10 protein-coding genes are annotated in these 14,273 nt (G+C 70.5%); 8 read left to right on the forward strand and 2 right to left on the reverse strand.

Annotated elements, in window-relative coordinates; translation table 11 throughout:
• The first annotated feature begins 32 nt into the window (after nucleotides 1-32).
• The 6 genes from bshC to VF584_23315 all read left to right on the forward strand — a co-directional run bounded on the left by bshC (nucleotide 33) and on the right by VF584_23315 (nucleotide 8,419).
• Complete coding sequence (gene bshC, locus VF584_23290) at nucleotides 33-1,655, forward strand: bacillithiol biosynthesis cysteine-adding enzyme BshC (GenBank protein ID HEX8213119.1); 1,623 nt, start codon at nucleotides 33-35, stop codon at nucleotides 1,653-1,655.
• Between the two features lie 24 nt (nucleotides 1,656-1,679).
• Nucleotides 1,680-3,410, forward strand: a complete 1,731-nt coding sequence (gene murJ / locus VF584_23295; protein HEX8213120.1) for a murein biosynthesis integral membrane protein MurJ — start codon at nucleotides 1,680-1,682, stop codon at nucleotides 3,408-3,410.
• A 441-nt stretch (nucleotides 3,411-3,851) separates the two neighbouring features.
• Complete coding sequence (gene uvrC, locus VF584_23300) at nucleotides 3,852-5,693, forward strand: excinuclease ABC subunit UvrC (GenBank protein ID HEX8213121.1); 1,842 nt, start codon at nucleotides 3,852-3,854, stop codon at nucleotides 5,691-5,693.
• Nucleotides 5,694-5,758: 65 nt separating this feature from the next.
• Nucleotides 5,759-6,754 (forward strand): D-alanine--D-alanine ligase, encoded by a 996-nt coding sequence (locus tag VF584_23305; protein ID HEX8213122.1) that lies wholly within the window; start codon nucleotides 5,759-5,761, stop codon nucleotides 6,752-6,754.
• A gap of 97 nt (nucleotides 6,755-6,851) precedes the next feature.
• Nucleotides 6,852-7,727 carry a rhomboid family intramembrane serine protease gene (locus tag VF584_23310; GenBank protein HEX8213123.1) on the forward strand — a complete coding sequence of 292 codons (876 nt, stop codon included), beginning with the start codon at nucleotides 6,852-6,854 and terminating at the stop codon, nucleotides 7,725-7,727.
• 260 nt (nucleotides 7,728-7,987) lie between these two features.
• Nucleotides 7,988-8,419: a hypothetical protein gene (locus VF584_23315; protein HEX8213124.1), complete on the forward strand. Its 432-nt coding sequence runs from the start codon at nucleotides 7,988-7,990 to the stop codon at nucleotides 8,417-8,419.
• Nucleotides 8,420-8,830: 411 nt separating this feature from the next.
• On the opposite strand, the gene VF584_23320 is transcribed toward VF584_23315, so the two are convergent.
• Together VF584_23320 and VF584_23325 are read right to left on the reverse strand one after the other, a co-directional pair.
• A complete protein-coding gene (locus VF584_23320; protein HEX8213125.1) occupies nucleotides 8,831-10,624 on the reverse strand; it encodes a HEAT repeat domain-containing protein in 1,794 nt (597 codons plus the stop codon).
• Entirely contained in the window at nucleotides 10,621-11,385 is a 765-nt protein-coding gene (locus VF584_23325) for a polyprenol monophosphomannose synthase (protein HEX8213126.1), read from the reverse strand. The genes VF584_23320 and VF584_23325 overlap by 4 nt, the downstream gene beginning before the upstream one ends.
• Nucleotides 11,386-11,478: 93 nt before the next feature.
• On the opposite strand from VF584_23325, the gene VF584_23330 reads away from it, so the two are divergent.
• Nucleotides 11,479-12,687: a glycosyltransferase gene (locus tag VF584_23330; GenBank protein ID HEX8213127.1), complete on the forward strand. Its 1,209-nt coding sequence runs from the start codon at nucleotides 11,479-11,481 to the stop codon at nucleotides 12,685-12,687.
• Between the two features lie 289 nt (nucleotides 12,688-12,976).
• Entirely contained in the window at nucleotides 12,977-14,182 is a 1,206-nt protein-coding gene (locus VF584_23335; protein ID HEX8213128.1) for an Ig-like domain-containing protein, read from the forward strand.
• The last annotated feature ends 91 nt before the right edge of the window (nucleotides 14,183-14,273 follow it).

Below are 14,273 nucleotides of genomic sequence, written 5' to 3' on the forward strand. Positions count from 1 at the left end.
CCGCACCGAGTGATTCTCATAGGGAGAGGCCGTTGAGCCTGCGCATCGAAGCCGGGCCCATCCGTGGGTCGCGGCTGGTGGACGACTACCTGGCGGGAGCGCCCGGGATCTCCGCGTTCTACGCCGGGCACCCGCTGGACCCCGCGGCGTACCGCGCAAAGCTGGCGGAGGTGCAGCGCCGCTTCGACCGCCCGGCGCGCGGGCGTACGGCGGCCGCGCTGCGCCCCACGTCGGCTGGCGCGGCGGAGCGGCTGCGGCGCTTCGTGGAAGAGGGCGGGGCGATGGTCACCACGGGCCAGCAGACCGGCCTCTTTACCGGCCCCCTCTACACGATCCACAAGATCCTCTCCGCGATCCGCCTGGCCGAAGCGCTGGAGGCGGAGCTCGGCGTGCTCGTCCTCCCCGTCTTCTGGGCCGCCTCCGAGGACCACGATTTCGCCGAGGTGAACCACGCCTGGGCGGTCGATGGAGCCGGCGAGCTCCACCGTTTCGGCATCCAGGCCACGGACCGGCGCGCCGTGCCGATGAGCGAAATGAGGCTCGGATCGAACGTAGAAAGCGCCTTCGATGGCTTTGCGCAAGCGATTGATCCCGATGGCGATGCGTTACGCGTTCTCACACGTATTCGAGCCGCTTACCAGCCCGGCCGCACGATGGCGGAGGCGTTCCGCGACACGATCGCCGAGCTCTTTTCAGGCTTCGATCTCCTGGTGACGGACGCCGCCGATCCGGCGCTGAAGGCAGCCTCCGCGGAGATCCTCCTGGCCGAAGCGGCGAACGCGGCGGAGCACGAGCGGCTCGTCGCGGAGCAGACTGCAGCGCTCGAAGCCGCTGGCTATCCGTCGCAGGTCGTCGTGGCTGAAGGGGCGACGAACCTCTTCATCCAGGGCGTGGAGGGCGCGCGCGGGCCCGGCGGTCGCGAGCGGCTCCAGCGCGACGGCGACGGCTTCATCGCCTCCGAGATCCGCCGCCGTTTTACCCGCGCCGAGCTGGAATCGCTGCTGCGCGATCAGCCGGGCGCCCTGAGCCCGAACGTCTTCCTGCGCCCCGTGGTGGAATCCGCCGTCTTCCCGACGCTGGCGTACGTCGGGGGCCCGGCGGAGACGGCGTACTTCGCGCAGATCGGCCCGCTGTTCGAGGCGTCAAACATCCGCATGCCGCTCGTCTTCCCACGCTTCGCCGCGCTGATCGCGCCCGCGGAGGCGGAAGAGGCGCGCGCCGCCCTCGCCATCACGGACGAGGAGCTGCGCCTTCCGGAGCACGAGCTAGTCGAGCGTGTCGCGCGGCGCCGCATTCCGCCCGAGGTCGCGGAGCAGCTGCGGGCACTCCGGGGCTCCATCGTAAGCGGCTTCGGGAGCGTGATCGATGCGGCGCACGCCATCGATCCCAACCTGGATCTGGCTATCGGGGCGCGCCGCAACCGGGCGATCATGGAAGTCGCAAAGGCCGAACGAAAGGTTGTCCGTCACGTGAAGCGCAACGACGCGGAGCTGCGGCGCGGGACGAGCCTTGCACGCAACCACCTGCGGCCACGTGGGTTGCCCCAGGAGCGCGTGCTCACCGTCTTCCAGTACCTGATACGCCAGCCGTCGCTCCTGCACGATCTGGCAGCGGCCATGCATGTGCAGCTCCGCCCCGCGGCAGTGCCCGCGTGAAGCGATCCCCAACCTGGTGCGCGCATGAGTGAGAGCGACGACGAGACCCTGCTGTATCCCAAGCGCGACCGCGGCGAGGCGCAGTTCAATCCCGAGCCCGACGATCCCGGCGCCGTAGATCCCGACGCCGTACCGAAGTCGCCACGCGCCGCACCCTCCGGCAACCGCGCGTCGGCGATGATCGCGGCGGGCATCCTGCTGAGCCGCATGGCCGGGCTCCTGCGCGAGGCGGTGAGCGCGCAGTTCCTGGGCACTTCGCTGTACGCCGACGCGTTCCGGGCCGGGATACGCATGCCCAACGTCCTCCAGAACCTGCTGGGGGAGGGGACGCTGAGCGCGTCGTTCATCCCGGTGTACGCGGAGCTGGTACACCAGGGGCGCAAGGAAGAGGCGGGACGCGTTGCCGGCGCCATCTTCGCGCTCCTTTTCGCCGTCGCGGGCGCGCTCGCGCTCTTCGGGTTCCTGCTGGCGCCGGTGCTCACCAGCATCTTCCTCCCCGGCTTCGAAGGGGAGCGGCGTGAGCTGACCATCTCCATTGCCCGCATCATCTTCCCCATGACGGGGGTGCTGGTGCTCTCGGCGTGGTCGCTGGGGATCCTGAACAGCCACCGCAACTTCTTCGTCCCGTACGTCGCGCCGGTGCTGTGGAACGCGTCGATCATCGGCGCGCTCTTCATCTTCGGCGGGCGCGTGCCGCCGGACGAGCTGGTGATCGCGGCGGCGTGGGGCGCACTGCTGGGCGGAGTCCTTCAGTTCGCGATCCAGCTTCCCTTCGTGCTGCGGCTGGAGCGATCGCTCAAGATCCGCTGGGACATGAAGATGGAGGGGGTGCGGACCGCGGTGCGCAACGCCGTCCCGGCGATCATGGGGCGCGGCGTGGTGCAGGTGAGCAGCTACGCGGACATCGTGCTGGCGAGCTTCCTGGCCGCGGGCGCCGTCTCCACCTACACGTACGCGCTGACGCTGTACATCCTCCCGGTGAGCCTCTTCGGGATGTCGGTGGCCGCCGCGGAGCTCCCGGAGCTCTCACGCCAGCGCACCGCCGCCATCGAGGTGCTGCGCGACCGGGCCAAGGCCGGGCTGCAGCGGATCGCGTTCTACGTGGTCCCGTCGTTCGTCGCCTTCATCGCACTGGGCGACGTGGTGGTCGCCACGCTCTACCAGCGCGGCCAGTTCACGCGCAACGACACGCTGGCGGTGTGGGTCACGCTCGCCGGCCTCACCCTCGGCCTCCTGGCGACGACGACCTCGCGCCTCCTTTCGTCCACTTTCTTCGCCCTGCGCGACACCAAGACGCCGGCGCGCATGGCCACCATCCGCGTGGTGCTTTCCATCGTGCTCGCCATCGTGCTGATGCTGAGCTTCGAGCGCATCACCGTGGGCGGGGTGCTGCTTCCGGGCGGGTGGCTGTCGTGGATGACGATCGGCGGGAAGCCGATGGGGACGGTGGGGCTGGCGCTCGCCTCCGGGATCTCCGCATGGGTGGAGTGGGCCCTGCTGAAGCGCGCGCTGCGCAAGCGGATCGGGCCCGTAGGTGCCGGCGCGGGGCCGCTGGCGCGGATGTTCGGGGCGGCGCTGGCGGGGTGCGCCGCGGCGTTCGGCGTGCGCATGCTGGTGGGCGACTGGCACCCGATTCCGCTGGGCGTGGTGGTCGGGGGGACGTTTGGCGCGGTGTACTTCGCCATCACGGCGATGCTGGGGCTGGAACAGTCCGGCGCGCTGTTCAAGCGCTTCGGGCGGATGCTGGGGCGGTAGGGCCCCCACCCCCGCTCGTCACCTCGCGGCCCCTCCCCCAATAACTGCCTGGGGGAGGGGCGTGGGCGTGGATCGGCGCGGGCGGGCCGGGGTGGCGCGGGGGCGGGCACGGGCAGCCACGCGGGGCGGCCCCTACAGGTTTCGTGATGGGCGGTGGTAGAGCCGGGGCGGAGGGTGGGCGCGATGAATCGCGCCCCTACCGGATCGGTGTGGACGGGTGGGCGGCGGAGCGACGTTGGACACGGGCGCGATCAATCGCCCCCCTACGGGCATCGCGACCCGCACGGATCCGTGCGTACGCCCCTCCCCCAGGTTGTTTTGGGGGAGGGGCCGCGAGGTGACGAGCGGGGGAGGGGCCCGGCCGCCCCCCAGGGCTCCCCGCCGCCCTCGCGGTGTATTAACCCGCCGAACCATCCCCGAAGCCCAGAGCAGCCGCGCACGATGTCGATCAGCTCCACCGTTGAAGCAAAGCTCCGCCACCTTCCGGCCAGCCCCGGCGTGTACCTGTACAAGGACGCGGCGGGGGAGATCATCTACGTGGGCAAGGCGAAGTCGCTGCGCTCGCGGGTGAGGTCGTACTTCCAGGCGGGCACCACGCACTCCATCAAGACGCGCGAGCTGGTAAGGCGCGTGGAGGACCTGGAGACGATCGTGGTGGACTCGGAGCCGGAGGCGCTGATCCTGGAGAACAACCTGATCAAGGAGCACCGCCCCCGCTTCAACATCAGCCTGCGCGACGACAAGACCTACCCGTACATCAAGGTCACCGCCGAGCGCTTTCCGCGCGTGTACGTCACGCGGCGGCTGGAAAAGGACGGGTCCCGCTACTTCGGGCCGTACACGGACGTGCGGCGGATGCGGCAGTCGCTGGAGCTGGTGAAGAAGCTGTACACCGTGCGCTCGTGCCGCCACGACCTGCCCAGCGCCCGGGTGGACCGGCCCTGCCTGGACCACGCCATGGGGCTGTGCATGGCGCCGTGTGTGGGGCTCCAGTCACAGGAGGAGTACGGGGCCATGATCGCCGAGATCCTGGACGTGCTCGGCGGGCACACGCGCAGGGCGGCGGCGCGCATCAAGGAAGAGATGGCGGCCGCGGCGGCGGATATGAACTTCGAGAGGGCAGGGGAGCTGCGCGATGCGCTCCAGCGGATGGAGTCGATGGAGCAGCGCCAGCGCGTGCTGGACATGGCGGGCTCGGACCGCGACGTCGTCGGCTTCGCGCGCGACGGGGCGGAGGGGTGCGGCGTCGTGCTGCAGATCAGGGAAGGGAAGCTGCTCGGCCGCGAAGCCCAGTTCCTCGCCAACCTCACCGACGAGAGCGACGAGGCGGCGCTGGGCGCGTTCGTCACCGCGCTCTACGCCGGGCGCGGGCAGCGCGATCCGGAGGGGATCCCGGGCGAGATCCTCCTCCCGGCGGACATCGAGGACCGCGCGGTGCTGGAGGAGTCGCTGCGCAGGCTGTGCGGCCGCGTGGTGAAGGTGAACACCCCCGAGCGCGGCAAGAAGGTCAGCCTCGTGGAGCTCGCCGCCCAGAACGCCCGCCACCTCCTGGAAGAGCGCAAGCTGATCGGCAACCGCGCCGCGGAGCGCGCTCCGGACGCGCTGTACGAGCTGCAGGAGAACCTGCAGCTCCCGCAGGTGCCGCGCACCCTGGTCTGCTTCGACATCTCGCACACGCAGGGGACGGAGACGGTGGCCTCGGCCGTCTTCTTTGAGAACGGGGAGCCGAACAAGGGCGAGTACCGGAAGTTCCGCATCAAGGGCGACTGGGGGAACGACGACTTCGCGTCGATGCACGAGGTGGTCACGCGCTACTTCGGCCGCCGCATCGACGACGGGCGGCCGCTCCCGGACCTGGCGGTGATCGACGGGGGGAAGGGGCAGCTCGGCGCCGCGCTCAAGGCGCTGGCGGAGCTGGGGCTGGACGAGCAGACGGTGATCTCGCTTGCCAAGAAGGAGGAGGAGGTGTTCCTCCCCGGCCGCCCCGACTCCGTGCGCCTGTCCAGACGCGGCCAGGCGCTGCGGCTGCTGCAGCGGGCGCGCGACGAGGCGCACCGCTTCGCCATCAGCTACAACCGCAAGCTGCGGAGCAAGCGCACCATCCGCTCGGAGCTGTCGGAGATCCCGGGCGTGGGGGCGTCGCGGCAGAAGGCGCTGCTGGCTCGGTTCGGGTCGATGCGGGCGGTGGCGGGCGCGTCGGAGGCGGAGATCGCGGCGCTTCCGGGGTTCGGGCCGGCGCTCGCCAGAAAGGTGCTGGAGCACGTGCGCGGGCGGGCGGCGTAGGGCGCGCTTCGTGCGTTGCCCGCGGGCGCACGACGAGCGAACACCGAACCGGATCTGGAGGGGGAATGAAGATAGCCGTGCTGATGGGGGGAACGAGCGCCGAGCGCGAAGTGTCGCTGGCCTCGGGGCTGGCGGTGGTGAAGGCGCTGCGCGAGAGGGGCCACGACGTGCGCGCCGTCGACACGGCACGGGGCTTCATCCCGCAGGACCAGGAGGGCGGCCTCCTTCCCGAAGGCGTGCACTCCGCGCCGCCCACCGAGCTGGGCTCCACGCTGGAGCTGATGGCGCTGGCCAACGTCCCCGAGCTGCGCGACTCCGACGTCGCCTTCCTGGCGCTGCACGGCGGCACCGGCGAGGACGGCACCATCCAGGCGCTGCTGGAGACGGCCGGCGTGCGGTACACGGGCTCGGGTCCGCTGGGCTCGGGGATCGCGATGGACAAGGACATCTCCAAGCGCCTCCTGCGCGACTCGCAGGTGCCGACGCTGCCCTGGCGCGTGGCGCGGGCGCCGGACTTCACCTACGACGCGGACACAATCGAGGACCTGATCGGCTTTCCGCTGATCGTGAAGCCGTCGAAGCAGGGCTCCAGCGTGGGCCTCTTCGTCGTCAACGATCCGGACGAGCTGGCCAGCGCCGTTCGCGAGGCGTCGCAGTTCGACACGGAGGTGATGATCGAGCGCTACGCCAAGGGCCGCGAGCTCACGGTGAGCGTGATCGGCGACCAGGCGCTGCCGCCGGTGGAGATCCGCCCCAAGAAAGGGATCTACGACTACCACTCCAAGTACACGCCGGGGATGACGGAGTACCTCTGCCCGGCGCCGCTTGAGGAGGAGCTCGTGGCGCAGATGCAGGCGTACGCACTGCGCGCCTTCCGAGTGCTGAAGCTGCGCGGCTACGGGCGGATCGACTTCATCCTCGCCAAGGAGCAGCTCTGGTGCCTGGAGGCCAACACCCTTCCGGGGATGACGGCCACCAGCCTCTTCCCCAAAGCCGCCGCCGCGGCGGGGATGGACTTCGGGGAGCTGTGCGAACGGATCGTAACGGCCGCAGCAGGGTAACTCGATAAAGGGGTGCCCGCGCGGCACCCCGAGCGATCCGGCTCCGCCCTGCGGCACTCCGCCGCGGGGCGGCCGTTCCAACCGCGGCGCCGTTCCCATGGCCTACCGTTCTTCGTACGACACGCCCTTTCGGAGCTCCGTCACCCCCTGGGTGGCGAAGCTCCTGATCGCGAACACCGCGATCTTCATCATCGTGCTCCTGCTGAACCAGACGAGCGCGAAGGGAATCGTGGACGAGTACCTCGTGCTCGACCGCGACAACCTCCTGACGCGGCCGTGGACGCCGGTGACCTACGCGTTCACGCACGCGGCGGTCTTCCACTACCTGTTCAACATGCTGGGCCTCTTCTTCCTGGGCCCGCCGCTGGAGGACCGCTGGGGCGGGCACGCCTTCCTGCGCTTCTACCTGGTGGCGGCGCTGGGCGGGGCGGTCTTCTCGCTTTTCATCCCCGGCGGTGTGCTCGGGGCGTCGGCCGCGGTCAACGGCCTGCTGCTGGCGTGGGCGCTGATCTGGCCCGACGCGCAGATCTACCTGTTCGGCATCATCCCGGTGAAGGTGAAGTGGCTCGCGATCGCGCTGGTGGTGTTCAGCCTGATCAACTCCGCGGGCTCCGGCGCCGGCGACGGGGTGGCGCACCTGGCGCACCTGGGCGGCTTCGTGGCGGCCTTCATCTACCTGAAGAGCCCCTGGGCGCCCAGCGAGTGGGGCGAGGTGCCGGCGCGCCCCAGCAAGCGCAAGAAGAAGGAGAACGCGCTGGCGGCGTGGGTGGGGAAGAAGCGCTCCGGCCCGCAGCCGGTCGCCTCCACGCCCGTCACGCCGCACCCCAGCGCCCCCGCACACCGCGCCGAGCGCGAGCTGCTGGACGACGTGGACCGCATCCTCGACAAGATCTCCGCCCAGGGCCTCGGCTCGCTGACGGACGACGAGCGGAAGCGGCTGGACGAGGTGAGCAGGCGGTACCGGACGAACTGAGGGGGGCCCTCTCCCCCAGCGCCGCTCCGCGGCGCTTCCCCCTCCCCCGAAACTGCCCGGGGGAGGGGGTTTGCGCTCTGGCGGCGCGGGCCTCTCCCCGCTCGTTCCTCGCTGCCGCTCCCCAGCCCTTGCATCGATCCGTCCGTTCTGCGAAGGTCACGTAGGGGCGCGATTTATCGCGCCCGTGGCTTGCGTGCGACGGACTCTTCGCCTCGCCGCGGTCCAGCGATGCGGGTCCCCCTCCAGATTGGAGACCAGCCATGACACAACTGCGGATCGTCCTCCTTCTGCTCGTTGGGTTCGTGATGGGGTGCGGCGGAGGAGGCGCAACCGCCGGAGACCAGCCGACCCCCAGGAGCGGCGGGCGGGTCCTCACCGCGCAGGAGATGGAGGGACGTGGACACGGCAACCTCTACGAGGCAGTCAGCACCCTCCGCTCCGCCTGGGTGCGGGGGCGGCCCACCACCGACGTTACGGGTGAGGTCCTGGCCACCCCGCAGGTGTTCGTCGACGGGGTCTACCGAGGCGACATCGAGTACCTCCGGCAAATTCAAGCCAACGATGTCGAATCGGTGCAGTATCTACACGCAGCCGAGGCGGCAGCCGTACTGCCGCCAATGCGCACCATCAGCCCGGCCGTCCTGGTGGTGCTGAAGCGTGGGCCGCGTAAAGGTGCGCTGCAGCCCACGTAGCCGCGCGCGGCCGCGGAGGCCCCAGTCAAGGAGCCCGGCTCCGGCGCCTGACGAGTTGCGGCCGGCCGCTCGATTCGGCGATCGCGCAGGCGCCCCTCCAGGCCACGATCCTCGCGTGAGGCGGCATCCATGCTCCTGCGCGCCGCCCTCGTCGCTTACAGCGCAATTCTGAGGCTGTCCATGACGGAAGATGGTTCCTCGCGCGCGTGAGGCCCATGTGAGCCTGAAAAGCCGCAAATGCCCATTCCCAGCTCGCCCGCTTCCAACTTCGTATAATACATATTATGTAAACCTATTGCGTGGAGAACCGTGGAGAACTCGGTTGAGTTCTCCACTGGGCAGAAATCAAGGGGTTCGATCCCCTGCTCTGGTATGGGGTTGGAGCGGAACGAGCTGACGCGGCGGGAGAAGTCAGCCGAGGGTGGCGAGGACGCGGCGGGCTTCGGCGGCGAGGTCGGCGTCGGAGCCGGTGCTGATGGAGGCGAGGACGTCACGCGCGGCCGGGACGCCGGTGAGGCCGATCGCCTCGATGGCGCCCAGCTTGAGCGCCTTGGCCTTGCGGCCGCCGAAGAGCTGGCGGCGGTTCACGATGGCCAGCAGCGGCGGCAGCGCTTCCGCCGAACCGGTTCGCCCGAGCGCCGCGACGGCGCCGAGCTGGAGGTCGTCGTCGGAGCTGTCGTTGAGGAAGCGCGTGAGGAACGGGATCGCCGCCGGGTCCTTGAGCGATGTCAGACCGTGCAGCGCGGCCCGGCGCACTCCGCGGTCCGCGTCGGCCAGGAGGTCCACCAGGACGCGCAGCCCACCGCGGCCGCCCAGCATCGCGGCCGTGCGCGCGGCATCGGTGCGGACCGCGGCGTCTGCGTGGGCGGCGGCCTCGGCGGTCCAGCGGGCCGCCTGCTCGGCGTCCACTTCCGGGATGGTGACGAGCTCCAGGATGGCTCGCGCGCGGGCCGGTGAGTCGGCGAGGGCGCGGGTGACTGTGGGGCGCCCTGCCCCCGCGCCGCGGATCAGGCGCCGAAAGATCGCCCTGCGCACCTCCGCGTCCGGCGTGCGGAAGAGGTGGTTCTCCAGCAGCGAGACCGCTTCGCCCCCAAGGAAAAAGAGGACATGGAGGACGCGCTCGCGCTCGTGCCCCACGAACTGGAGGAGGTCGATGACGTGCGGGAGGTTCTCCGGGGTGCCGACGCTGCGCAGCGCCTGCTCCGCCGATTCGCGGAAGAGGCGCGTGCGATCGCTCCGCGCCGCCTCGGTGGCGAGCGCTTCGAGGAGGGCGAGGGCCTGGAAGTGGTCGCCGGCGCGCAGGTGGCGAAGGGCGCTGCGGGCGCAGCTCCCGGCCAGGTCGTCGAAGCGCGCCATGTTCTCGGCCTCGTGCAGCCGGTGCGGGAGCGTGTCCGAGTCCTCGTCCGCGCGGTCCGAGCTCGCGCGGAAGATGTGGTACATGTCGTTCGCGCCCGGCTCGTCTGACGGGGGCGGCTCGGACGGGCCCTTCCCCGCCGCGGACGTCGGGGCCAGGACCATCTCGTCCTCGATGATCTCGAACGAGGAGAGCTCCGAGCCGTCGTCCAGCTCCAGCGTGAAGCCAGAGTTCCAGTCGGGCGTGGATGCGTCCGTATGCGCTGTGATGGGTACCGGCGGCGCGTCTTCGACCATGGGCATCTCCGGCATCCCTGGAGCGTCGCCCCACGGTGTTTCCGCAGTGGCGGGCGGCGCGGCAGACGATGCGGGCGGTGCCTGGATCGTCGGCGCAACGGCTTCCTCCACGGGCGCTGCGGGCACCTCGGGTGCTGGAGCCGGCGCGGGCTTGTACACCTGGCCCGTCGAGGTGCTCAGGTAGATGCCGCGCGGGGCGGCGGCGCGGATGGCGCCCACGATCCCTTCGGCGCCCAGCTCGGCCGGCGGGCGGGCGGCGGTTTCAAAGAGCGTGGCGAGGTCCTCCACGCGCGCGTCGGGCGTGAAGCCGACGAGGCTCACGCGGTGCACGATGAGCTGCCCCGCCCCGCGCAGGAACGCCGGCTCCACGGCCCCGATCCGCTCACCCTTGCTCACGAATCCCGTAAACTGCACCTCCAGCACCAGCGAGCGCCGCGACGTCCAGAGCTCCCGCAGCGCCTCGTGGGCGCGCGCGGCGGCCTCGGCGGGCGGGGCATCGCGGAGGATGGCGGCGCAGAGGGTGCGCAGGAAGCGGACGGCGGGGAGCTCGCTCACGCGGCGGGGGGCGGGATGGCGGGAGAACCCTCGCGGGCGGAGCGCAGGCGGCCGAATGCGGAGAGGAAGCGCAGCCGCCAGACGCGCCAGATCGCCTCGCGGAAGATCGCCTTCGACATCTTGCTCTCCCCCAGGTCGCGGTCCACGAACATGATGGGGATCTCGCCGATCCTGAAGCCCAGCTTCCAGGCGCGGAAGCTCATCTCGATCTGGAAGGAGTAGCCGTTGCTCTCCACGCGCGTCAGGTCCAGCGTGGCCAGCACCTGGCGGCGGAAGCACTTGAAGCCGCCCGTCGCGTCGGCCACCGGGAGGCCGGTCACCCAGCGGGCGTAGACGTTGGCGTAGTAGCTGAGGAGGAGGCGCGCGATGGGCCAGTTCACCACCGTCACGCGCCCTTCCAGGTAGCGCGACCCCAGGACCAGGTCGTAGTCCTCGATGGCGTTCAGGAACTGCGGGAGGTGCGCGGGGTCGTGGCTGAAGTCCGCGTCCATCTGCACAAAGACGTCGTAGCCGCGCTCCAGCCCCCATGCGAAGCCGGCCAGGTACGCCGTCCCCAGCCCCAGCTTGCCGGCGCGGTGGATGACGTGCACGCGCCGCTCCGCCGCGGCGATCTCGTCCGCCATGGCGCCCGTGCCGTCCGGCGATCCGTCGTCCACCACCAGGATCTCCAGCCGCGCGTCGCGCGAGAGGATCGAGGGGACGAGCCGCGGGAGGTTCTCTCTCTCGTTGAACGTGGGGACGATGACGAGGGCGCGCTGCAACAAGGGCGGAGCGGAGTTGTGCTTGAAACGGCTGGTGGGAGGCGGTACCTTGGCACGGATGTACAACATACGCCCGCCGGAGACCCCCCACAAGTGAAGGTCCTGTACCTGGTGACGGCCTACGCCCGCCACCCCGACGACGTCATTACCCCCTGGCTCACCGAGACGATCCGGAGGCTGGCGGAGCGCGGCGTGGAGGTGGAGGTCCTCGCCCCGTCGTACCGCGGCCTGGCGTCGCAGACGGTGAAGGGGGTGCGCGTGCACCGCTTCCGCTACGCGCCGCGCGCGTGGGAGACGCTGACGCACGACCAGACGGCGCCCGACCGGATCCGCGAGCGGCCCTGGTTCCTGGCGCTGGTTCCCGGGTACGTGGCGGCCGGCTCACGGGCGGCGGCGCGGCTGGCGCGATCGGGGGAGTTCGACGTGGTGCACGCCTTCTGGCCGATCCCGCAGGGGGTGCTGGGGCTGGCCGCCAAGCGAGCCGCGGGGATCCCCCTCGTCTCCACCTTTTTCGGGGTGGAGCTGACGTGGATGGACCGCCAGTTCCCCTTTCTCGCGCCCATGCTGCGGCGGATCGTGCGCGGCTCCGATGCGGTCACCGCGATATCGACCTACACCGCCGAGCGGCTCCAGCGGGTCGCGCCGGGGGTGCGCACCGAGGTGATCCCCTTCGGCGCGGCGGTGGATGCGGCCCCTTCCCTGCCCCCTCCACGGCCGGCGGGTTCGCGGCCGGAGCTGCTCTTCATGGGGCGGCTGGTGGAGCGAAAGGGTGTGCACCTCCTCCTCGAGGCTCTATCCCTCCTCGCGCGCGAGAGCCGCCCCCTCCTCCACGTCGTCGGCGACGGGCCGGAGCGCGCGCGGCTGCAGGGGCTCGCCGGGGAGCTGCGGCTGGTGGACGACGTCGTCTTCCACGGCTTCGTCTCGTCCGAGGAAAAGGCGGAGCGGCTGGCGGGGTGCGACGCCTTCGTCCTCCCCGCGGTGATCGACTCCAAGGGCGACACGGAAGGCCTGGGCGTGGTGCTGCTGGAGGCGATGACGTACGGCAAGCCCGTGATCGCAAGCGCCGCCGGCGGCATCGTGGACATCGTGCGAGACGGGCGTAACGGTTTCCTCGTCCCGCCGGGCGACGCGAGCGCGCTGGCCGGCGCCATCCGCGCGTGTGTGGAAAAACCCGGGCGCGCGCGGGAACTGGGCGCGCAGGGCCGGATCGACGTGGAGCAGGGTTTCTCGTGGGATGTGATCGCGGATCGGCTGGCAGCGTTGTACACGAGCGTGCAAATCGTGCGGCTTAAACACTCTTAACGAGGTTCGCACCTCCAGCAACCACAACGGTATCAGCAGGTGAGTGGTCGAACAACTTCAACAGGGGGGCGAAGTGTGTGCGCATTCGCTCGCAGGCGCGTGGGGATGGGTTACCGAAGTGTCAGATGCAGGCCCCTCGCGCGTTATTGGAGGTAGGTTCTTGCGCCACCTCGCGGATATGCGGGTTCGCGCCGCGAACCGGCCGGGCTTCACCCGGTGCGCCCAATGCAGTATATTCCGTTGCACCGCAGCTACTTACCGCTTTCTACTCCCTCCAAACGTGATTCAGATGACACGCATTCTCCGCGTCCAGCTCGTGATGGCCGCGTCCATCGCGCTGCTCGGCGCCTGTAATTCGGGGACCGATTCGGAGCCGCCGGGTCCGGCGGCGAAGCTCGTTGCGGTTTCCGATACGGTCGGCACTACAGCGGCGGGTGCAGAGCTCGCCGACTCGCTCGTCGTGCGGGTGCTGGACGCCAACAACCGCGCCGTCGCCGGCGCGACCGTCGACTGGTACACCACCGGCACGAGCGGGACCGTCTCGCCCTCGCGGGCGCTGACGGATGAGAAGGGACGCGCCCGGGCCTTTTGGCGCCCGAACACGCGCCAGGGGACGCAGCGCGTGATCGCGCAGGCGCTCACCGTGGACGGCATGCGGATGGTCGAGTTCCGCTACAACGTGGTCGCTGGGCCCACCGCCATCATCCGCGTCACCCCGGAGGGAGCCTTCCTCGCGGCCGGGGAGACGCGGCAGCTCGCCGCGGTGCGCCTGGATGCGTTCGGCAACCTGGTCACGGGCGGAACCATCGCTTGGACGAGCTCCAACCCCGCCGTGGCGACGGTGAACTCAAACACCGGGCTGGTGACCGGGGTCGCGCCCGGAACCGCGGACGTCACGGCCACCAGCGAGGGGAAGAGCGTGACGGTCCGCATCTTCGTCGGGAGCGGAACCGCTTCCGAAGATCCGTTCAACTCCCCCACCCTGGCGCTCTACACGATCCACTCCGAAGTCCCGGCCCAGTGGACCATCGGCGGCGGCGTGGTGACGGCGTCGGGCGGGGGGAAGCAGAGCCACCTGGTGCGCAACGACGTGGTCTTCCGCGACGGGTGGGTGGAGGCGGAGATGGACCGCGCGGACGAGGGCGGTCTCGTGATCCGCTTCGTGGATCCGAACAACCTCTACCTCCTCGCGATCCGCGACGACGGGAGCCTCCTCGGCTTCCGCAACGTCGAGATCTTCAAGCGGGTCGGGGGACAGTTCCAGGTCCTCACCTTCGGCGTGAACGTCAACTGGCCGCGCGGGACGGTGAAGAGGGTGCGGTTCGAGGCGGTGGGGAGCTCGCTGCGCGGCTACGTGGACGGGGTTCTCGTAATCCAGGCCACCGACATCAGCATCCAGGGGAGCGGCGGGATCGGGATGCGCTACCACGACGTCCCCGAGGACCCGCAGACGGACTTCGCCCGCTACCTCACGCTGCGCTGGAGCGGGTCGTAAGCGCCCGCCGGCGTCATCCCCGCGGCCGGAAGTAGCGGGGGCGGCGCGGGGGGAGTTATCTTGGCGGTCGGGGGTTCCCTGGTGGGGGCCC

It is taken from the genome of Longimicrobium sp., assembly GCA_036389135.1.
GTDB lineage: Bacteria > Gemmatimonadota > Gemmatimonadetes > Longimicrobiales > Longimicrobiaceae > Longimicrobium.